This window comes from Pseudomonas sp. AN3A02 (genome assembly GCF_011765255.1).
Lineage (GTDB): Bacteria > Pseudomonadota > Gammaproteobacteria > Pseudomonadales > Pseudomonadaceae > Aquipseudomonas.
Map to the genome: position 1 here is coordinate 48640 of NZ_JAARNI010000006.1, position 19358 is coordinate 67997.

A 19358-nucleotide genomic window follows, 5' to 3' on the forward strand; every position below is an offset into this window, starting at 1 on the left:
TAGCTTTTAATTGGCCGTATTGGCCCGCGCCGCGTGCAGCTTCTTGTAGCTGTCGACCAACCGCAGATGCCGATCCAGCCCTTCCAGCTTCATGCTCGTCGGCGTCAAACCATAGAACCGCACGCTACCGTTCACCGAACCAATCGCCGCATCCATCCGCTCGTTGCCAAACATCCGGCGGAAATTCACTTCGTAGTCGGCCAGTTCCAGATCTTCGTCCAGCTCCATCTCCAACACTGCATTCACAGCTTGGTAGAACAAGCCACGCTCGACGGTGTTGTCGTTGTACTGCTGGAACATCTCCACCAGTTCTTTCGCTTCCTCGAACTGCTGCAAGGCCAGGTAAATCAGCAGCTTCAGTTCCAGAATGGTCAGTTGACCCCACGCCGTGTTGTCATCGAATTCGATGCCGATCAAGGAGGTGATGTCGGTGTAATCGTCCAGCTCACTTTCCACCAGACGCTCAACCAGGCCCTTCAATTCGGCTTCGTCGAGGCGATGCAGGTTCAAGATGTCTTCGCGGAAAAACAGCGCCTTGTTGGTGTTGTCCCAGATCAGATCGTCGATCGGATAGATCTCCGAATAATCCGGCACCAGGATGCGGCAGGCGGTCGCGCCGATGTGCTCGTACACCGCCATGTAGACTTCCTTGCCCATGCCTTCGAGGATGCCGAACAAGGTTGCGGCCTCTTCGGCGTTGGAGTTTTCACCCTGGCCGGAGAAGTCCCATTCGACGAACTCGTAATCCGACTTGGAGCTGAAGAAGCGCCACGACACCACGCCGCTGGAGTCGATGAAGTGCTCGACAAAGTTGTTCGGCTCGGTCACTGCGTGGCCTTCAAACGTCGGCTGCGGCAAGTCGTTCAGGCCTTCGAAGCTGCGGCCTTGCAGCAGTTCCGTCAGGCTGCGTTCCAGCGCCACTTCCAGGCTCGGGTGGGCGCCGAACGAGGCGAATACACCGCCGGTGCGCGGGTTCATCAACGTCACGCACATCACCGGGAATTCGCCGCCCAGGGACGCATCCTTCACCAGTACCGGAAAGCCTTGGGCTTCCAGGCCCTGAATACCGGCGAGGATGCCCGGGAACTTCGCCAGCACCTCCTGCGGCACATCCGGCAGCGCGAATTCGCCTTCGATGATTTCGCGTTTTACCGCGCGCTCGAAAATCTCCGACAGGCACTGCACCTGCGCTTCAGCCAGGGTGTTACCGGCACTCATGCCGTTGCTGAGGTACAGGTTCTCGATCAGGTTGGACGGGAAATACACCACCTCACCATCGGACTGGCGCACGAACGGCAGCGAAACAATGCCGCGCTCTTCATTGCCGGAGTTGGTGTCGTACAGGTGCGAGCCACGCAGCTCACCGTCGCGGTTGTAGATATGCAGGCAGTGCGCGTCGAGGATTTCCGGCGGCAGTTCGTCTTTACGGCCCGGCTTGAACCAGCGCTCGTCCGGGTAATGCACAAACGCCGCGTTGGCGATGTCTTCACCCCAGAACTGGTCGTTGTAGAAGAAGTTGCAGTTCAGTCGTTCGATAAACTCGCCCAATGCCGACGCCAGCGCGCCTTCCTTGGTCGCGCCCTTGCCGTTGGTAAAGCACATCGGCGAGTGCGCATCGCGAATATGCAGCGACCACACGTTGGGCACGATATTGCGCCACGACGCGATTTCAATCTTCATGCCCAGGCCCGCCAGGATGGCCGACATGTTGGCAATGGTTGTTTCCAGCGGCAGGTCCTTGCCCGCGATGTAGGTGCCTGCATCCGACGCCGCGCTCGGCATCAGCAATGCCTGGGCATCGGCATCCAGGTTTTCCACTTCCTCGATCACAAACTCCGGACCGGCCTGCACCACTTTTTTCACGGTGCAGCGGTCGATGGAGCGCAGGATGCCCTGACGGTCTTTGTCGGAGATGTCCGCCGGCAACTCGACCTGGATCTTGAAGATCTGGTTGTAGCGGTTTTCCGGATCGACAATGTTGTTCTGGGACAGGCGAATGTTGTCGGTGGGGATGTTGCGGGTTTCGCAGTACAACTTCACAAAGTAAGCCGCACACAACGCCGACGAAGCCAGGAAGTAATCGAACGGACCCGGGGCCGAGCCATCGCCCTTGTAGCGAATAGGCTGGTCGGCCACCACGGTGAAGTCGTCGAACTTGGCTTCAAGTCGAAGGTTGTCGAGAAAATTGACCTTGATTTCCATGCGGGATTACCAGAATAGCGAGCAAAATATGGCCGCCATTATCCGGGTTTCGAGGCGTAAGTCTTGTGCTTTCGGGCTTGGCTGATCGCTGGTGGTTGAGATCAGCTGTGCTGAAAGTCCGCAATCTGCTGCCACATCGCGATCGGGTTGGAGTACATCGGGAAGTGCCCGCAGTGGGCAATCGGTGCCAGCCGCACGCCCTGCGCCTGGATATGCGCCAGGTACGACAGGTGTGCATTCTGCTCGCCGTACATGAACAGGCGCGGGCATTCCAGGCCGAGAAACTTGCCCATCAGGTCGGCGTTATCGGACAGCTCGACCATGGACTGGAAAATCCCCCGCACCGCACCGGCGCGCACCTTGTGCCTCAGGCTCGCCGAGTACAGCGCGCTGGCGTAGGCCGGTGCCTGGCGAGTGCGCTCGATGAAGGCGCTGAAAAATGCCTCGGGATCATCCGCCGGGTAGTCGACGATCTGCCGGCTGAGGAAGCAGTCTTCCGGAGCGATATTGCCTTCGATATCGACAAAGCTCAGCACCCTGCCCGGGAACTGGTGCGCCAGCATCAGAGCGGTGAGCCCGCCCATGGAGTGGCCTACCAGATGGAAGCGCTCGATGTTGAAGTGGTCAAGCACTTGCTTGGCGGTTTGCAGCAGGAACGGGATTGAGATCTTCGACAGGTCGCTGCACTGGCTTTCACCGCAACCGGGGGCGTCGTAGGCCACAAACGGGTGACCATCGAATGCAGGTTGCTGGACGATGTCGGCGTAGTCTTCCTTGGTGGAACCAAAGCCATGCAGGAACACGATTGGCGCCAGGCCGCCCGCGCGGTGGATCGTTGCGATGTTCAACGGCACACCGTCGACCGTCATGGGGAGCTGTGCATGGGTGAACGGTTCGGGTAGGGGCATATGGCTGACTCCTTGAAAAAAAACGACCGCGCTAAGCGGATTGGCGGCCCAAAGCCGCCAATCTCAAGGAGATTCAGACCGGTGTAAATTCCTGAGTCAGTAAGGCACTCATAGCCCAATCGTATGATTCAGCGCGTCATGGTCAAGGACAACGCATTACTTCTTAACCGGCGCATCCCAGCACTCCGGGTTACGTGCGCACACGTTGTATTGTCGGTCCATCAAGGCCATACGATTGATATGCGTATCGGCAGCGGCGCGCAACGATTGCTCACTGGTCTTTATGTACTGCGACAGTCTATCGGCCATGCGGGCGTTCCACTGACGCCGCGTCTGCTCATCCAGCGTCTTGGGCGCCGTGGCCATGACTTGCAGCGTGCTGTCGTCGACTCGGCCCAACTCATCACGATAAGTCTGCTCGTACTGCACACGGGCGGCGTCATGCTGGTGATTGAGGTCGTACTGCATCGCTTCAAGGTTTTGCTTATAGAGTGCCCAGTAACCGTCAGGCAGTGCGCCGCCGTCTGCTTTGCGTAGTTTGGCGATGCGCGCCTCGTTATCAGAGGGCGCGAGAACCGGCTTTTGCGCTGAGATCACCACTGGGTCCTTGACGATGATCTGGTCGATCAGCGCAGTACGGACGCTGGTCTGCGCCATCGGCTGGCCCAGGGGTTCAAGATCAAAGGGCGCCGCCGGTGCGACAGCGACCTGAGGGTTTGCACAGCCTGAAAGCAACAGCGCTACGGCGAGATGGGTAAAAACGAGGACGTTACGAAATGGCATAAGCTCTCCATGAGCAGGTCAGGTTCAGGGTTGAAACGTGTTTACTCAATGATCGCCACCGCCTCGGCAAACTGCGCATCGCTGACATCCGCGTTACCGCCAGCACCGCGAAAATCCCGCAACGCCTGCTCAAAATACGCACCCCGGATCTTGCCCTCGGACCCTACAAACGCCAATGCGTCATTCTTGGCTGAAAAAAAACTACCTGGACGTGTGGTCAGTTCCGAAGTCAGCAAGGTGAAGGTGGAGAACTTCAGGCATGACCACCCAAGCGGATCGTCGCCAAAGGAGACACCGTCTTTAGCCTCGGCAACGCTGCAACCGAGCAACAGGCCTAATCCCGCCAACCCGGTCACTCCTCGAAAAATCTTCACGCGCGCTTCCTTCCTTGAAATGGCTAGTTACATCGGGGCGCAAGGCTACCCGTCCCGCCCTGAACACACAACTTAAAGGCGGCTACCCCGCACTCAACCCCCACAACACATCCAGCACATGTTGCGTTGGCCGCTCGATGTCCCCGGCGCGGTGGGCAATCCCCAGTTGGCGCCACAGCAAGGGCTGGATTGGGCGCATCACGATCCGGCTGTCAGGCAAAGGCGTGGACGCCTCATGGGGCAACAACGTAGCGCCATAACCGGCAGCCACCAGGCTTTTGATTGCGTCGTTATAGTTGAGTTGAATACGCGGCGTGGGCTGATGCCCGTCACTGGCGAACCACTCCGAAGTCAGACGTGAAAGCCGGGTGGTGGTGTCATTCAGAATCAACGGCTGGGCGGCCAGCCAAGCAGGTGTCACCACTTCCGGGCACTCGCGGCGCGCCGGCAAAAAAGCCATGACCGGATCCCGCCGCCAGGGCTCGATCCGCAAACCCTTCACTGGCGCTTGCGGCAACGCCACCAGGCCAATTTCGAGTGTGCCTTCGGCAAGTTTCTTCAGCGTGTCCTGCGAGGTGAGTACTGCGACCTGCACATCAATGGCTGCGTGGTGTTGGCTCAAAGTCTCGAGGGCTTGCGGCAGCAACTGTGCGATGGCCCCGGTGGATGCACCCAGCCGCACGCGACCGGCCAGGCCCAGCACCTGACGCTCCACGTCCTCCAGCGCCTGTTCCGCATCCGCCAACAACCGGCGCGCGCGTTCCACCAGGGTTTCGCCAATCGCCGAGGGCTGAACCCGTCCACGGGTACGCGATAACAGCTTGCCGCCCACTCGCGACTCAAGATCAGCAATGTGCAGGCTGACGGTGGGTGGCGCCAGGTTGAGCATGCGGGCCGCCTCGGCAAATGAGCCGAGGTCGGCAATCGCCACCAACGTGCGCAGGCGGTCCAGGCTGATTTCGCGCATGGGTCAATCCTTATTCAGAAAACCTGAACTTCATCGTTTGGAAATTCAACTTTTCCTATCCTAGCGACTCGCCGAAGATTGGAACACCTGATTTCCTCTCCGAGTGCATCCCATGGCAAATCCTCTTGTATTTATCGACGGCGACCAAGGCACCACCGGGCTGCAGATCCATCAACGCCTGCGCGACCGCATCGATCTGCAGCTGATCACCCTGAGCCCGGAACACCGCAAGGACCCGCAGCAGCGCGCCGAGATGATCAACGCTTGCGACATCGCGATTCTCTGCTTGCCCGACGACGCCGCACGCGATGCCGTCGCCAGCATCCGGAACCCGGCTGTGCGGGTGATCGACGCGAGTTCAGCCCACCGTACTCATCCTGACTGGACCTACGGTTTCGCCGAGATGAGCCCGCAACAGGCGCAACGCATTGCCACGGCGCAGCGGGTCAGCAACCCCGGTTGCTACCCCACCGGAGCGATTGGACTGTTGCGCCCCTTGCTTGAGGCCGGGTTGCTGCCCAAGGATTACCCGACGACCATTCATGCCGTGTCGGGCTATTCCGGCAAGGGCCGCGCCGGGGTGCAGGAACATGAGGGCGCCGACGCCTCACAAGCGCCCGCCTTCCTGGTGTATGGGCTTGGGCTGGCACACAAGCATGTGCCGGAGATTCAGCTGCAAAGCGGGCTGACCGAGCGGCCGACCTTTGTGCCGGCCTACGGGGCGTTTCGCCAGGGCATCGTATTGACCATCCCGCTGCAACGTCGGTTATTGGCGCCGGGTGTGGATGGCTCGCGGTTGCATGACTGTTTGACTCAGCACTACCGCGATACGAATCATGTCCAGGTGCTGTCGATGCAGGCCGCCAAGGAGCTGACCTACCTTGACCCTCAAGCGCTGAACGGCACGGATGATGTGCGCCTGATCGTGTGTGAAAACCACGAGACGGGCCAGGTCCTGCTGGCGGCGGTATTCGACAACCTTGGCAAGGGCGCTGCGGGTGCTGCTGTGCAGAACCTGGATTTGATGATCAGGGCAAAACAATAGCGGGCGCCGATTTTTCCGGGGCCCTGCGGTCGTAATCCGTCACGACTGTGCAACAAGCTCGACGTAGCTGGACTCCCCGCCGCCCTCCGCGCCCGACAGCCAACCCCACACGAAGGTCAGAGTGGTATGCCCGGCGTCATCAACGCCTACGGTGCCCCTTGACCAGCCGGCAAGAATCTCGCCCTCGGTGGTCAGGCACTGATACAGCAGTTCTATGGAGTCGGGACCTGTGGCGCGCCCGACTTGATTGCCCATGCGAATCCGGCCGCCCTGGTAAGTGCCCCAGATGGCGTCTTCATCGACGTGATATTCAAACACGGTGCCCGTACCGGACAGCCCGTGGGTGTTGCCCGCTACGATAAACCGGCGATTGTTCAGGCGTTCGCTGATTTGGGGAAAGGCGGTTGGCATATGAAGGCGCTTCCTTGGTCGACAGGGTCCGTTCCCTGGGTGGTCAACCTACCGCAAATGGCTTTAACCGGTCATGCAAAACCTGCACAATTCCCGTCGGCTTTAGCGATAAGCTCGACCGCTTGCCCGCAGCGGCTGAAGGCGGCCTTGAATAGATGGAGCGGGATATGAAGGAGCACAGAGAAAAGCGCGTGGTGGTCATTGGCGCAGGCATCGTCGGCGCTTCCCTGGCGTATCACCTTGCCGTCAAAGGCGCGAGCGTGACCTTGGTCGAGGCTGCCGACATCGCGTCCGGGGTGACCGCCACTTCATTTGCCTGGATCACCACTTCACACCGAGGGCCGGACCCGATCGCCGCCTTGCGTGGCGAGGCCATTAACGACTATCACCGTCTTGAAACCCAACTGCCGGGCCTGAACATTCGTTGGACAGGCGCCCTGTCTTACGGCGCGAATTCAAGGGCGTTGCAGCAGCCTTCGGCGCACCGGTTGTCGCGCTCGCAGATTCTCGACCTTGAGCCAAACCTGAAAAACCCTCCTGAACATGCCCTGTATGTCGCCGAAGAAGGCGCCCTGGATGCGGTGCACGTCACCCATACGTTGGTCGCTGGCGCCCAGGAGCTGGGCGCGAAGGTACACACACAGACCCGGGTTCTCGGCTTCAAAACCGCGAATGGCCGGGTGACGGGCGTCGAAACCGCCAAGGGCATCATCGATGCCGACGTTGTGGTAATGGCCGCCGGGACAGGCATCTCGACGCTGGCAGACATGCTTGGGGCGACCCTTCCCATACACGCCTCGCCGTCCATTTTCATCCGCTACACCGCGCAATCCAACCTGGTGCAGACACTTATCTCCAGCCCGGAAATGGAAGTCAGGCAAGCGGCCGACGGTACGTTGCTGGCGGCAGAGGATTACCTGGGCGATGCCGTGGAAAACCAGCCGATGGCGATCGCGCTACGCACGGCCAACACCATTCGGCACGAGTTCCATGGGGTTGATTCGATTGAGCCGGAGTTGGCGTGTATCGGCCTCAGGCCCATCCCCGCAGACAACATCCCCATTATCGGTTATCTACCCAACGTCGAGGGCGTGTACATATGTGTGATGCACCCTGGGGTTGCGTTGGCCGCAATAGTGGGACGTCTTGCCAGTGAAGAAATCACTGATGGCAAGACCTCCGCCGCTTTCGGGCCATGCCGTCCTGAAAGGTTTTTTCAACGGTAGGGGCTTGTTGGCACCCGCTCCCGCGTGCGACCTGAAGAAGCCCCTATCCAGATCTCAAGTACCGATAGAGCGTCTGCCGACTGATTTCAAAATCACGCGCCAACTTGGATTTACTTTCTCCTGCACCGGCCCGGTCAATTAAGTTTACAACCTGATTGTCAGACAGTTTCTTCTTGCGACCTCTATAAGTCCCACGATGCTTTGCGCTGGCAATTCCCGCCGCCTGTCTTTCCCTCATCGCAGCGCGCTCGAACTCTGCAATCAGCTCCATTACCGCAATGATGGACTCCACGACTTCAAGACAGTCATGCCGGAACACCAGGTTTTCGTTCAAACACTCCAGCGTGACCTGCTTTTCAATCAACCGGCGAATGATGGTGCACAACTGGTCCGTGTTGGAGGTGAGCGCTGCCATGCTGTCCACCACCACGGTATCCCCGCACTGCAGGTGGCGGAGTAGCCTCTCCAGGCCTGCAGGATTCGCGGCATTGTCTGCCGGCTCATCGCAAAACACGGCATCAAATACATCATCGCTTGTTATTTTCTCTACGGCGATCTCGGGCTCTTGTAGAGCGCGCCGGAAATATTTGATGCGATGCAATCTCATGGTGCCTCCTTGGCAATACTTGTACAGCGTCATTTTATACCTGTACAAACTGTAACTAAATCATCAATTCCTTACACCAACACTTGTAACATTGAACCCACCCAAAATACACAGTTGCAAAGAGTTGAACTTGCCCTATCATTTTGAAGCATGGATTCTAACAAGCTTTTCGCAAAAAAGTCGATTTCGTATTTCTTGAATGACCCGCGCAATTCAAGCAACCAATATGAGCAACTACTGTTTTATAGCCTCAACAATTGACTTGACCGACTTGACGCGCTGGTATTTATCGATGCAATCAGAGGATGAATGGATGAAGGTCATGGAAAACACCATCGAAATTGATCACCCAACTACCGATCAGCAAAAGATTGACAAGGTAACTCGGAGTATTACGGATCATGGGAACTACCTGCGAAAGCGTTATCCGATCCTGCAGCACCAGGATGCTCTGGGCGCGAGTGTCATGGCGTTTTCCCTGCTAGGGATGGTCATTACGGGAGGGCTCTATATAAAGGGTTTTATCCCCGCATGGACGTGTATTTTGGTCAATGCGCTGCTGACTTCGTTCATTCATGAAATCGAACATGACCTGATTCATCGCCTTTATTTTAGAAAGCAGCCGCTTGCCCATAATGCCATGATGCTCTTCTGCTGGCTGGCTCGGCCGGGAATGCCCAGTCCGTGGCTAAGGCGCAATCTGCACTTTCATCACCATAAGGAGTCCGGAACTGATTCGGATGTCGAGGCCTGGATCACCACGAGCGGCAGCCCTTGGGGAATACTGCGATTATTAAAACTTGTGGACGGATTTGTATTTGGTTTTCTAAATGCGGTTTTTGCCCCGGGATGGGGGCAAAAGGTAAAATTGTTAGGCAAGATTATTCGGCTCAATACACCATTCGGGCTTCTGTATTGGGGGTGCTGGTATGTGTTCCTCGGCTACCACCTGTATGTCTGGTTTGGGTCAATGATTGGGATGGAGGTTCACAGCTCTGCCACGACGCTGGAATTAATGGGCATCATCAATAGCGCAGTAGTTATTCTTATAGCGCCCAATATGATACGGCAGTTCTGCCTATTCTTTATAAGCTCAAATATGCACTACTACGGCGATGTTGCCCCGCGTAACGCATTACAACAAACCCAAGTGATGAACCCTTGGTGGCTGTGGCCGTTCCAGTTGTTCTGTTTTAACTTTGGCAGCACCCACAGCATCCATCACTTCGTGGTGAGAGACCCGTTTTATCTGCGCCAGATGACGGCACCGTATGCTCATAAAGTCATGGCCCAGGCCGGTGTCAGGTTCAATGACTTCGGCACCTACAAGCGAGCGAACCGCTTCTCCATGGAGCACTCCCAAACTCGGTCTCGTGGGTGAAGTCCCCCACGACCATTATCGGTGTTCGGCAAGTATCAAGGGCCGCACTTCAAATAGAGGACATTGAGGTATGAAAGCGCAAGGGATGTGTGCGAAGCCGTTTGAAGCGGTCAAGCAGGCCTTCGAGGACATGTTTGATGATCCGCAGGAACGTGGGGCCGGCCTATGCGTGCAGGTAGGCGCAGAGACCGTTGTCGACCTCTGGGCGGGCATGGCGGATCTGGCAGGCACGAAGCCCTGGACCCGCGATACGCTGGCCAATACCTTTTGCGTTATAAAACCCTATGTCGCGGTGGCCGTCCTGATGTTGGTCGAGGACGGCAAGTTGGAGCTGGATGCGCCCGTGGCCCGTTACTGGCCTGAATTCGCCCAGAGCGGGAAAGCACGGGTCACCTTGCGCCAGGTGATGAACCACACCGCAGGCCTGCCGGCGCTGCGAGCACCCGACCATAACCCCATGATGTATGACTGGGAACATATGCTGCGGGTGCTGGAGGCCGAGCCGCTTTGGTGGGAAGCGGGAACAGACCTGGGGTACGGCACCACCACGTTTGGCTGGATTCTCGGTGAATTGATTCGTCGGGTAGACGGGCGAGATCCTTGTGTGTTTATCCACGAAGAGATTCTGGATCCCCATGAGTTGGACGTGCACCTTGGCGTGGACGCAGAACACTTTCATCGTATCGCGCGTTTCGACAGTGCCACGGGACGGGTCGGTGATCCTTACTCGCAGGCGTTGCGAACCGTGGTGAAAAACGAGCCGTCGCATATCGCGACACTCGCCTTCACCAACCCCGGAATGGTGCCCAGACGAACCAGTGACCCGCGCTGGTGGGCCTACCGGCAACCCGCCGTGTGTGGACACGGTTCGGCTCACGGCTTGGCCGGTTTCTACAGTGCATTGATGGCGGGAAACTTTATCGGTCCCGAACTGCTTAGTGAGTTCACTCGAGAGCACAGTCATGGCATGGATCGGGTATGGATGCGCCCCATGCGTTATGGATTAGGCTGCATGCTGGAGCAGCAACGCGACCCGACGGCTTCCCATGCGATGGGCCCAAACACCTTCGGCCATATCGGGCTTGGCGGCCCGATCAGTTTTGCCGATCCCGAAAGGCAAGTGAGCTTTGGCTTTGTCACCACCACCTCGGGCAGCCATTCGATGATTGATCCCCGTCCCGGCCGGCTTTCATCCCTTGTCTATGCGGCGCTTTGATAGGAAAGGGGCGGATCTATGCATCTGAGGCTTTCAACGGTGCGCAAGATTGCATAATGCAACGCAGCAGGTTTATGGCAAGATGCGGCCTTGTGCCACCCACCTGTTGAACCTGCAGAATTAGGCTTTAATTGCCGATATGGATTCACCCAGGAAACTGATCGACTACGGAGCGCGGATGCGCCGTTACCAGCCTTAACTGAATGGGTAATCACTTGCCGCGATTTTCAATTTACAGCGGGACGGTTCTAGCCGGGTACTCGGCACTCGATGAGGGCGACCCTCCTATGGGTGTCGCATTCGGCAGATTCGAGCCAGTCGATGGATACCGATTGATCCAAAACGAGTGCCGTACGAACCACCGTGATCAGTCGGCTCTGGGGCTTTCGGTTCAAACCGAAACGGGCCAAGTCATTCAGTGTGCAGGCGTTAGTATCCTGGATTACTCGGAAGCGCTTCTACCTGACTTAATTGAGGTTAACGTTCTTGGCATTTCCCACCCCCCTTATGGTGAGCTGTTTCCTGAACAGGTCGCCCGATATGCAAGGCAACTAAGCTAAGCCAGTTATTCACCGGTACCTTGCAACCAGCTTCCGGTCACAAGTGACTGATGGCAAACCGAAACCTATCCCTCCCGGCTCACAATGAGCCGTTGGTTTATGAACGAGGGTGGGTAAAACGACGACATGATTTATTTATAAATAAATTCATACGCCTCAATATAAGAACCTATCTTGTTTGAATGAGCAGTCACCCACACTGCATTCATGCCTTTCTTTCTTTGATCGTTGAATTCCGACTGAGTGGTACAAAGCTCAACCCAGCGCTCAGTCTTTAAATCCTTAATCCGCAGACCCGCCTCACAACGACTGAACTTTCCAACGTAGGGCCCCGGAGTATCCAGCTCGTAAGGTGACGCATACTGAACAATGTCGCCGGGCAACAGGTATGTAACGACGTCATAACTGTGTAAGGACAAAATCAGACCCAGGCAAAAACCACCAAAAAAAGATTCTCCAACACGGTTCGGGTTTCTTACAGCCGGACGATAGCAGGTGGCCCTTGCAGCAAAAAAGAGTCCAACCAGACAACCAATGACTATATAGGTCGTCCACTCGGGAATCGATGGCATTAAAACCGTTCGCATTCCAATACGAGCGGCCCAGAGCATATAAGCAATCCATGCTCCAAATACCAGACACACCACCAACAACAAGGTTCTTTTCTTTGATTTGTTTTCAAATGAAGGATATTCCATTTCCTGCCTACTCTATTTTTAATTCCCGGGAAAAGCGCTTCGTGCTTCACGCCAACTTCCTTTACCCGATTGGCATGCCGGGCATATTAACGAATGAGCGTCACGGGTAACGGCCTATTTATCCGCGACTCACAGACATGGGCAGAGCGCCATCGGTTCTACCCATTAGCGCAAATTGTTCAACCGCCTCACATCCCTTATCCTCGTGGCCTTACCTGCCAACGCCCGCCGGAGCCCTCATGGACCTCGCCACCCTCACCCTCTTCCTCCCGGCCTGCTTCGCCCTGAACATGGCGCCCGGCCCGAACAACCTGCTGTCCGTGAGCAACTCCACCCGCTACGGCTACCGTACTTCGTGCCTGGCGGGCGTCGGGCGCTTGCTGGCCTTCGCCGGGATGATCGCCCTCGCGTCCGCCGGGCTGGCGGTGGTGTTGCAAACTTCAGAATTGCTGTTCTACGGGATCAAGATCCTGGGCGCCGCGTATCTGTTTTATCTGGCGTATCAACTGTGGCGGGCCAATCCGGAGGCGGAGGCTGAGTCGACAGCGCCCAAGGCCGGTTTGTGGGCATTGGCAAGACAGGAGTTCCTGGTGGCCGCCGGCAATCCCAAAGCGATCCTGATTTTTACCGCCTTCCTGCCGCAATTCGTCGATCCGGCACAGCCGATCACACCGCAATTCGCCCTGCTGGGCGCGATGTTCCTGGCCCTGGAATGGATCGCCATCAGCGCCTACGCCTATATGGGTTTGCATATGCGCCGCTGGTTTTCGCAGCCTCGGGGCAAGCGGATTTTCAACCGCTGCTGTGCGGGGTTGTTGTCGGCCGCCGCGACGGTGTTGCTGATGGCACGCAGAGCCTGAAAAAGAGGATAAAGGATGAGCTTCACCGTCAATGTAAGGGTGGCAGTCGTAGCAGATGCACCAGCCATCCAGGCGATTTATGCACCCATGGTTGAACGCACGGCGATCTCTTTCGAGCAGGAAGCTCCGAGCATCGAAGAGATGGCCCAGCGGATCACTACCACGCTGGATCTTTATCCCTACCTGGTAGCCGAGCGCGACGGTCAGGTCGTGGGCTACGCCTATGCCAGCCCGCATCGCGCCCGGGAAGCGTATCGCTGGGCGGTGGATGTCACGGTGTATATCGATCCTGCGGCACATCGCAACGGAATCGGCCGGGCGTTATACCAACAGTTATTGCCCCTGCTTGTGCGCCAGGGCTACCACGCGGCCTATGCCGGGATCGCCCTGCCGAACGCCGGGAGTGTGGGGTTGCATGAAGCGTTGGGCTTCACGCATATCGGGACGTATCCCGAAGTCGGATTCAAGCATGGTCAGTGGCATGACGTAGGTTATTGGCGCAAGGCACTGGATGGATCAACACCGCCCAGGTCGATCATTCCATTCAACGAGTTGCCGGGGAAATAGGTTGGGCGGTGACGAGTTTGTGATCCTGCTTAACAACACCTCGAACGAGCGCACCGTCGCGCTGGGCCGCGTCGGCTTGATTGAACAAAGTGATGCGGCGCTGTATGAATCCAAGCGTGGCGGACGCGTTCAGCCGCTCAACCTTTAAGCGCCGCCTCAATCCCCGCGACATCGATCTTGGTCATCCCCATCATCGCGTCAAACGCCCGCTTGGCCGCTGCAGGGTCGGGATGGGTGATCGCCGCGCTCAGCACCCTCGGGGTAATCTGCCACCTCACACCCCATTTATCCTGACACCAGCCGCAGACATTTTCCTGGCCGCCATGGCTGACAATTGCGTGCCACAAGCGGTCGGTTTCCGCCTGGTCGTCGGTGGCCACCTGGAACGAGAATGCCTCGTTGTGCTGCACGCCAGAGCCGCCGTTCAGGCCAAGGCAAGGAATGCCCATGACCGTGAATTCCACGGTCAACACATCGCCCTGCTTGCCCGCCGGGTAATCCCCGGGCGCGTGATGGACAGCGGTCACCGCACTGTCCGGGAAGGTCTTGGCGTAGAAGTTGGCAGCGTCCAGTGCGCTGCCGTCGTACCAAAGGCACACCGTGTTTTTGCTGAGCATGAGTGTTCTCCAGCGTGGAGGTTCGGACTTGCAGTGTAGTACCGCTACCGACAAGAATGCGTTCGCGTCCTGGCACGCCCCCCGCTTTAACCCCACGGTGCAGATAATGAGTAACGGTGTAAGGATCGACCCGCGAACACTCCCGGTCCCGCAATCCATCAGCCCCGAGGCCCAGGCGATGCTGCGTCGCTCGGTGAATGACGAGGGCGTGCCGCTGAACAGCCTGTACGCCATGCCCGCCGCCGATGACCACGATGGCTGGCGTCGCATGCAAGCCGCCGTCGAGACGATCACCGTCGCAAGCGCCACCGTGTACCGGGCAACCCCAGCCGACGGCGCCGAGTTCGCTTATATCGACCTGCACGGCGGCGCCCTGGTGTTCGGCGGCGGCGAAAATGCCCGCCTCGCCGCCGGCAGACATGCCGACCTGCATGGCATGACCTGCTACGGCGTGGACTACCGCATGCCGCCTGACTATCCGTACCCGGCGGCACTCGATGACTGCATGGCCACCTACCGGCACGTACTGGCGCACCACACCCCGGACAAGATCGTGATCGGCGGGCGCTCGGCCGGTGGCAACCTTGCCGCCGCCACGGTGCTGCGGGCCCGCGACGAAGGCTTGCCGCTGCCGGCCGCGCTGGTATTGCTGTCACCCGAAGTGGACCTGACCGAATCAGGCGACAGCTTCCAGGTCAACCGCACCGTCGACGTGGTGCTGCCCAACCCGCTGATGAGCACCAACCTGCTGTACGCCGCCGGCGCGGAGTTGTCTCACCCGTACCTGTCGCCATTGTTCGGAGATTTCGCAAAGGGCTTCCCGCCGACGTTCGTGCAAAGCGGCACCCGTGACCTGTTCCTCTCCAACGCCGTGCGCCTGCATCGCGCGCTGCGAAGGGCCGAGGTGCCGGTGGATCTGCATATTTTTGAAGCGATGCCCCACGGCGGTTTCATGGGCGCGCCGGAAGACGCAGAACTGTCGGCGGAACAGGTGCGTTTTGTGCGCCACTGGTTGAACCGCGCCTGATCGCTGCGAGTTGACACACCCTGTAATAATCCATAAAGATGAGCGTCTTCTTCAGGGTGTGTCCTCAATGTCTGCAACGACCTTCAACTTTTCCGTCATTGGCTTGATTGCCAAGGCGCAAGGTTGCGTTGCGCACGCCCTCAAATCGAAGAAACAGTCGCTCATGTGACCGGGGCGCGCTGTCCCGTCAGATGAGCTGACAGGACATTGAGCGCGAAGGCCCCCTCCTCTTGCTTACTTCCCTCTGCCCTTCTGACGGTGACGAAATCGGTCAACCATCAGGAGAAAGCGCATGTCATCGTTTCAAGGTATCTGGGTTCCCGTGGTTACACCGTTTCATAACGGCGCCATCGACTTCATTGGCTTGCGCCGCCTGGTCTGCCATCTGCTGGAAAAAGGCGTGGCCGGGATCATGGTCTGTACCACCACCGGCGAAGCTGCCTCGTTGAGCCGCCATGAGCAGTTGGTGATGCTGGATGCAGTACTGGAACTGGTACCGGCGCAGCAAGTGGTGATGGGTCTGGCCGGGTATAACCAGATTGAGCTGTTGCAGTTCCAGGCCGAAATCCTGAAGCGCCCGGTGGCCGGCTTGCTGGTGCCGCCGCCGAGCTACATACGCCCGTCCCAGGCGGGCCTTGAGGCGTTCTTCCGCACCGTGGCCGATGCCTCCAGTGTGCCGATCATTCTGTATGACATTCCCTATCGCACCGGCATTGCCTTCGAACAGGCGACGCTGCTGAACATCGTTGCCCATGAACGGATCGTCGCGATCAAGGATTGCGGCGGCAACCTGGCCAACACCCTAGCGTTGTTGGCCAGTGGGAAGGTTGATGTGTTGTGTGGCGAGGATGTGCAGATATTCAACGCACTGTGCCTGGGAGCGACCGGTGCGATTGCCGCGTCGGCGCATGTGCGGACCGAGGATTTTGTGACGCTGCATCGGCAGGTTCGGGATAACCAATTGATGGCGGCTCGCAAGACGTTTTTCGGCTTGTTGCCGTTGATTCACACAATGTTCGTGGAGCCCAATCCGGCGCCGGTGAAGGCGGCACTGGCGATGGAAGGGTTGATCGGCAGTGAGTTGCGGGCGCCGATGCTGGCGGCGAGTGAGACGGTGGTGAATCAATTGCAGCAAGTCTTGGCCACGCTCGAATAACCTGTGGCGAGGGAGCTTGCTCCCGCTGGGGTGCGAAGCGCCCCCAAAACCAGACACCCCATTTTATCTGCCGAAAAGAGGTGTCTGGACTAGGGCTGCTGCGCAGCCCAGCGGGAGCAAGCTCCCTCGCCACAGGGGTGCGGTTTATCCTCTCGCCACCGCCAATCTGTGCAACGTGATCTTGCGCACTTCCTGCTTGCTCACCTCAATGTGGGTCTTGAGCAGTTGCTGCGCCTGGTCGCTTTGCCGTTGCAAGATCGCATCGAGGATTCTTCCGTGCTCCTCATACGTCGCCGCAATTCGCGATTGCTGAGTGAAATCCAGCCGCCGAATGATGCGGATTTTCTCGGTAATCTCGTAATGCATGCGCGCCATTTCTGCGTTGCCCGTGGCCTGCACCAGCCCGCAGTGGAACGCCTCATCCAGCGCCGAAACGAGCTGAGCGTCATCCAGCCGGGCACTTTCGTCCACCTGCCAAATCGCCTCAAGCCCTTCAAGGCCCTGCTCCGCCATGCCACACAAGCGATTGACGGCGGCTAACTCCAGCACGATCCGAACGTCGTAAAGCTCTTCGAAATAGTTGAAGTCGAACGGCCGCACCTGCCAGCCGCTCCTGAAAAAAACTTCCAGGTACCCTTCCCGCGCCAGCCGATACAGCGCCTGGCGCACCGGCGTGCGGCTGGCCTGCATGCGTTCGGCCACGTCACCTTCGCTGAAGCGATCACCCGGTAACAAACGAAAGTCGAAGATGTCGTCCTTCAACTGCTGGTAGACCCGCTCTGCCAGGCTGTCCGGGCGTTCGCTGGGTTTTCTCGTGGTTGAGAGCTGCATGCCTATTTCCTGCTCGCCATGTAGGCGCGCCAGCCGCCGAATTCGGTGATGTCGGTGGCGCCTGCCAGGGCCCAGGGCTCGCAGATAAACCCTTTCACACTGCGCCCGTCCGCCAGGGTCAGGTTGCCGATGCCCAGTGGCGCGGGAATCTCCGCGACGAACTCGCCAAAGCGAGCGATGGGCATGTCCCACAGCTCGACGATGATCGCGCTGCCCGAATCGTCCTTGACCAGCCCAGGCTTGGGCGGAACCGTGCCAGGCAGTGCATGCAAGCGGTAGTGGCTCGCCGTCAGGGTTTGCTCCACAAGCACAGCGTTGCGGGTGGTCAGTTGGAAATTCAGCGGCATCCCGGTGAGGTGCGCACCCACCACCGCCACCCGCACGCTGCCCGGAGCCTGCCGTGCAGGGGCCGGTTGTGGCAGGTGGCGTCCGGTGGCGCCCAACGGCAGATCGAGGCCGGCCTGCCAGCGTTTGCCCAGGTGCGCCAGGGCCGTGTCGTGCCAGGCAGGCGCGATAAGCGTGACGCCGCACGGCAGGCCATCGCTGCGCAGCCCGGCGGGCACGGCCAGCGCCGAGAGATCGGCCAGGTTGGTGAAGTTGGTGTAGAAGCCAAACTGCGAGTTGTACAGCACCGGCTCCAAGGCCATTTCCGCCAGGGTACGAATCGTCGGCGAGGTCGGCACCAGCAAGGCGTCGAAACCGGCCAGGCTGTCGTTGATGCGTCGGCTCAGTTCGGCGCGCAGGTATTCGGCTTTATAGGCATCGCAGGCGCTGTACTGGTGGCCGTTTTCCACGATGCCACGCACCACCGGGTTGATCGCTTCGGCGTTGCTGGCGAGCATGCCTTCCAGTGCCACCGTGCGCTCCGCAACCCAAGACCCGTAATAAAGCTGCTCGGCCAGTTGCTGGAACGGGCTGAAATCCACCGCCGTGATCTCGGCACCGAGTGCCTGAAACCTGAGCAGCGCCTGTTCAAACACCGCCTGGTTCTGCGCGTCGCCAAAAAACTCCAGGCTGGCCGGCACCGCCAGCTTGATTGAGGCGCCGACCGCTACGGGAGCGGTGTTGGGGTTGACGCGTGAATAGGCGTCGCTGGCGTCGTAAGCAGCAGCGACGCCCGCAACCGTCTCGGCATCTTCAACCGTCAGCGCAAACACCGAAATACAGTCCACAGTACGGCACGCAGGCACCAACCCGGAGTTGGACAAACGCCCCTTGGTCGGCTTCAACCCGACGATATTGTTGAAGCCCGCCGGCACCCGGCCGGAACCGGCGGTGTCGGTGCCCAGGGAGAACGCTACCAGGCCACGGGCAACCACCGACGCAGAACCTGAGCTGGAGCCGCCGCTGACGTAATCCGGATTGAAACTGTTGCCCACTGCACCGTAGGGCGAGCGCGTACCGACTAGGCCGGTGGCGAACTGATCCAGGTTGGTCTTGCCCATCAGGATCGCCCCGGCCGCCCGCAGCCGGGCCACCACCGTGGCATCCGCCGCAGCGCGATGGGCAAACTCCGGACACGCCGCCGTGGTCTCCCAACCCGCCGCATCGATGTTGTCCTTGATGGCAAACGGCACGCCATACAACGGCAGCTTGTCGATATCGCCACCGACCGCCGCAAGCCGCTCGGCCAGTTGCGCCAACTGGTCACGCAGTTGCTGCGGCTGCACCCGGCTGATCCAGGCGTTGTCCTCGGCGGGAAACGTGCCCGCGAGGGTCAACAGGATGTCGGGGGTCAGCGCCTGGCTGCGGTAAGCGGCCTGCCATTCGCCAAGGGTCCAGCCAAGTTGTTCGTTGCGCATTGAGGATTCCATCTTGTATCCAAGTTTGGATTTCTTTTAGCAAGCGCTGGGCCAATCAGCTGCAAGCCAATGAATACGTGGCGTTGGCAGAAAACCGCCGGATTGGCCGCCCTCAACCGT

The 19358-nt window shown here is 58.8% G+C and carries 20 protein-coding genes; 9 read left to right on the forward strand and 11 right to left on the reverse strand.

Features of this window, described 5'->3' with window-relative positions; translation table 11 throughout:
- Positions 1 to 6: 6 nt before the first annotated feature.
- The 5 genes from HBJ59_RS21675 to HBJ59_RS21695 form a co-directional block, all read right to left on the reverse strand.
- Positions 7 to 2202: an OsmC domain/YcaO domain-containing protein gene (locus HBJ59_RS21675; RefSeq protein WP_076013660.1), complete on the reverse strand. Its 2196-nt coding sequence runs from the start codon at positions 2200 to 2202 to the stop codon at positions 7 to 9.
- Between the two features lie 101 nt (positions 2203 to 2303).
- Entirely contained in the window at positions 2304 to 3110 is an 807-nt protein-coding gene (locus HBJ59_RS21680) for an alpha/beta fold hydrolase (protein WP_167664710.1), read from the reverse strand.
- A 156-nt stretch (positions 3111 to 3266) separates the two neighbouring features.
- Entirely contained in the window at positions 3267 to 3893 is a 627-nt protein-coding gene (locus HBJ59_RS21685; RefSeq protein WP_167664711.1) for a hypothetical protein, read from the reverse strand.
- A gap of 41 nt (positions 3894 to 3934) precedes the next feature.
- Entirely contained in the window at positions 3935 to 4267 is a 333-nt protein-coding gene (locus tag HBJ59_RS21690; RefSeq protein ID WP_076013663.1) for a DUF2388 domain-containing protein, read from the reverse strand.
- Between the two features lie 82 nt (positions 4268 to 4349).
- Entirely contained in the window at positions 4350 to 5234 is an 885-nt protein-coding gene (locus HBJ59_RS21695; protein ID WP_167664712.1) for a LysR family transcriptional regulator, read from the reverse strand.
- Between the two features lie 112 nt (positions 5235 to 5346).
- Between HBJ59_RS21695 and argC the strand changes: the two genes are divergently transcribed.
- Entirely contained in the window at positions 5347 to 6279 is a 933-nt protein-coding gene (argC, locus tag HBJ59_RS21700) for an N-acetyl-gamma-glutamyl-phosphate reductase (protein ID WP_167664713.1), read from the forward strand.
- A gap of 39 nt (positions 6280 to 6318) precedes the next feature.
- Here the strand turns inward: argC and HBJ59_RS21705 are convergent, their stop codons facing one another.
- Positions 6319 to 6690 (reverse strand): hypothetical protein, encoded by a 372-nt coding sequence (locus HBJ59_RS21705; RefSeq protein ID WP_167664714.1) that lies wholly within the window; start codon positions 6688 to 6690, stop codon positions 6319 to 6321.
- A gap of 167 nt (positions 6691 to 6857) precedes the next feature.
- Between HBJ59_RS21705 and HBJ59_RS21710 the strand changes: the two genes are divergently transcribed.
- Entirely contained in the window at positions 6858 to 7916 is a 1059-nt protein-coding gene (locus tag HBJ59_RS21710; protein ID WP_167664715.1) for an FAD-binding oxidoreductase, read from the forward strand.
- A 43-nt stretch (positions 7917 to 7959) separates the two neighbouring features.
- On the opposite strand, the gene HBJ59_RS21715 is transcribed toward HBJ59_RS21710, so the two are convergent.
- Positions 7960 to 8523, reverse strand: a complete 564-nt coding sequence (locus tag HBJ59_RS21715) for a recombinase family protein (RefSeq protein ID WP_076013668.1) — start codon at positions 8521 to 8523, stop codon at positions 7960 to 7962.
- Positions 8524 to 8836: 313 nt separating this feature from the next.
- Between HBJ59_RS21715 and HBJ59_RS21720 the strand changes: the two genes are divergently transcribed.
- Both HBJ59_RS21720 and HBJ59_RS21725 read left to right on the forward strand, forming a co-directional pair.
- Entirely contained in the window at positions 8837 to 9904 is a 1068-nt protein-coding gene (locus HBJ59_RS21720) for a fatty acid desaturase (protein WP_076013722.1), read from the forward strand.
- Between the two features lie 70 nt (positions 9905 to 9974).
- Positions 9975 to 11120, forward strand: coding sequence for a serine hydrolase domain-containing protein (locus HBJ59_RS21725; RefSeq protein WP_167664716.1), 1146 nt, complete (start codon positions 9975 to 9977; stop codon positions 11118 to 11120).
- Positions 11121 to 11811: 691 nt separating this feature from the next.
- Here the strand turns inward: HBJ59_RS21725 and HBJ59_RS21730 are convergent.
- Entirely contained in the window at positions 11812 to 12378 is a 567-nt protein-coding gene (locus HBJ59_RS21730) for a hypothetical protein (RefSeq protein ID WP_167664717.1), read from the reverse strand.
- Between the two features lie 239 nt (positions 12379 to 12617).
- On the opposite strand from HBJ59_RS21730, the gene HBJ59_RS21735 reads away from it, so the two are divergent.
- Genes HBJ59_RS21735 through HBJ59_RS21745 form a run of 3 tightly spaced genes read left to right on the forward strand, consistent with a single transcriptional unit; the run spans position 12618 to position 13953 of the window.
- Positions 12618 to 13238, forward strand: coding sequence for a LysE family translocator (locus tag HBJ59_RS21735; RefSeq protein ID WP_167664718.1), 621 nt, complete (start codon positions 12618 to 12620; stop codon positions 13236 to 13238).
- A gap of 15 nt (positions 13239 to 13253) precedes the next feature.
- Positions 13254 to 13805 (forward strand): arsinothricin resistance N-acetyltransferase ArsN1 family B, encoded by a 552-nt coding sequence (locus HBJ59_RS21740; RefSeq protein ID WP_167664719.1) that lies wholly within the window; start codon positions 13254 to 13256, stop codon positions 13803 to 13805.
- A 1-nt stretch (position 13806) separates the two neighbouring features.
- Positions 13807 to 13953, forward strand: a complete 147-nt coding sequence (locus HBJ59_RS21745) for a hypothetical protein (protein WP_167664673.1) — start codon at positions 13807 to 13809, stop codon at positions 13951 to 13953.
- Here HBJ59_RS21745 and HBJ59_RS21750 read toward each other — a convergent pair.
- Positions 13943 to 14422, reverse strand: a complete 480-nt coding sequence (locus tag HBJ59_RS21750; protein ID WP_167664720.1) for a VOC family protein — start codon at positions 14420 to 14422, stop codon at positions 13943 to 13945. The genes HBJ59_RS21745 and HBJ59_RS21750 overlap by 11 nt on opposite strands.
- Before the next feature lie 106 nt (positions 14423 to 14528).
- On the opposite strand from HBJ59_RS21750, the gene HBJ59_RS21755 reads away from it, so the two are divergent.
- Positions 14529 to 15449, forward strand: a complete 921-nt coding sequence (locus HBJ59_RS21755) for an alpha/beta hydrolase (RefSeq protein ID WP_167664721.1) — start codon at positions 14529 to 14531, stop codon at positions 15447 to 15449.
- A gap of 292 nt (positions 15450 to 15741) precedes the next feature.
- On the forward strand, positions 15742 to 16605 hold the full coding sequence (gene dapA, locus HBJ59_RS21760; protein ID WP_167664722.1) for a 4-hydroxy-tetrahydrodipicolinate synthase: 864 nt from the start codon (positions 15742 to 15744) through the stop codon (positions 16603 to 16605).
- A 144-nt stretch (positions 16606 to 16749) separates the two neighbouring features.
- On the opposite strand, the gene HBJ59_RS21765 is transcribed toward dapA, so the two are convergent.
- The gene (locus tag HBJ59_RS21765) at positions 16750 to 17436 is read right to left on the reverse strand and encodes a GntR family transcriptional regulator (protein WP_076013676.1); all 687 of its coding nucleotides are present in this window, start codon (positions 17434 to 17436) and stop codon (positions 16750 to 16752) included.
- A 2-nt stretch (positions 17437 to 17438) separates the two neighbouring features.
- Positions 17439 to 19238, reverse strand: a complete 1800-nt coding sequence (atzF, locus tag HBJ59_RS21770; protein ID WP_167664723.1) for an allophanate hydrolase — start codon at positions 19236 to 19238, stop codon at positions 17439 to 17441.
- Positions 19239 to 19358 lie beyond the last annotated feature (120 nt).

What these genes read in the sequence shown, in the direction of transcription:
- HBJ59_RS21765 (WP_076013676.1), bottom strand. Translation starts at nt 17,436, where the DNA reads ATGCAGCTCTCAACCACGAGAAAACCCAGCGAACGCCCGGACAGCCTG.
- HBJ59_RS21710 (WP_167664715.1), top strand. Translation starts at nt 6,858, where the DNA reads ATGAAGGAGCACAGAGAAAAGCGCGTGGTGGTCATTGGCGCAGGCATC.
- HBJ59_RS21740 (WP_167664719.1), top strand. Translation starts at nt 13,254, where the DNA reads ATGAGCTTCACCGTCAATGTAAGGGTGGCAGTCGTAGCAGATGCACCA.
- atzF (WP_167664723.1), bottom strand. Translation starts at nt 19,238, where the DNA reads ATGCGCAACGAACAACTTGGCTGGACCCTTGGCGAATGGCAGGCCGCT.
- HBJ59_RS21695 (WP_167664712.1), bottom strand. Translation starts at nt 5,234, where the DNA reads ATGCGCGAAATCAGCCTGGACCGCCTGCGCACGTTGGTGGCGATTGCC.
- HBJ59_RS21675 (WP_076013660.1), bottom strand. Translation starts at nt 2,202, where the DNA reads ATGGAAATCAAGGTCAATTTTCTCGACAACCTTCGACTTGAAGCCAAG.
- HBJ59_RS21720 (WP_076013722.1), top strand. Translation starts at nt 8,837, where the DNA reads ATGAAGGTCATGGAAAACACCATCGAAATTGATCACCCAACTACCGAT.
- argC (WP_167664713.1), top strand. Translation starts at nt 5,347, where the DNA reads ATGGCAAATCCTCTTGTATTTATCGACGGCGACCAAGGCACCACCGGG.
- HBJ59_RS21705 (WP_167664714.1), bottom strand. Translation starts at nt 6,690, where the DNA reads ATGCCAACCGCCTTTCCCCAAATCAGCGAACGCCTGAACAATCGCCGG.
- HBJ59_RS21730 (WP_167664717.1), bottom strand. Translation starts at nt 12,378, where the DNA reads ATGGAATATCCTTCATTTGAAAACAAATCAAAGAAAAGAACCTTGTTG.
- dapA (WP_167664722.1), top strand. Translation starts at nt 15,742, where the DNA reads ATGTCATCGTTTCAAGGTATCTGGGTTCCCGTGGTTACACCGTTTCAT.
- HBJ59_RS21685 (WP_167664711.1), bottom strand. Translation starts at nt 3,893, where the DNA reads ATGCCATTTCGTAACGTCCTCGTTTTTACCCATCTCGCCGTAGCGCTG.
- HBJ59_RS21715 (WP_076013668.1), bottom strand. Translation starts at nt 8,523, where the DNA reads ATGAGATTGCATCGCATCAAATATTTCCGGCGCGCTCTACAAGAGCCC.
- HBJ59_RS21725 (WP_167664716.1), top strand. Translation starts at nt 9,975, where the DNA reads ATGAAAGCGCAAGGGATGTGTGCGAAGCCGTTTGAAGCGGTCAAGCAG.
- HBJ59_RS21750 (WP_167664720.1), bottom strand. Translation starts at nt 14,422, where the DNA reads ATGCTCAGCAAAAACACGGTGTGCCTTTGGTACGACGGCAGCGCACTG.
- HBJ59_RS21735 (WP_167664718.1), top strand. Translation starts at nt 12,618, where the DNA reads ATGGACCTCGCCACCCTCACCCTCTTCCTCCCGGCCTGCTTCGCCCTG.
- HBJ59_RS21680 (WP_167664710.1), bottom strand. Translation starts at nt 3,110, where the DNA reads ATGCCCCTACCCGAACCGTTCACCCATGCACAGCTCCCCATGACGGTC.
- HBJ59_RS21755 (WP_167664721.1), top strand. Translation starts at nt 14,529, where the DNA reads ATGAGTAACGGTGTAAGGATCGACCCGCGAACACTCCCGGTCCCGCAA.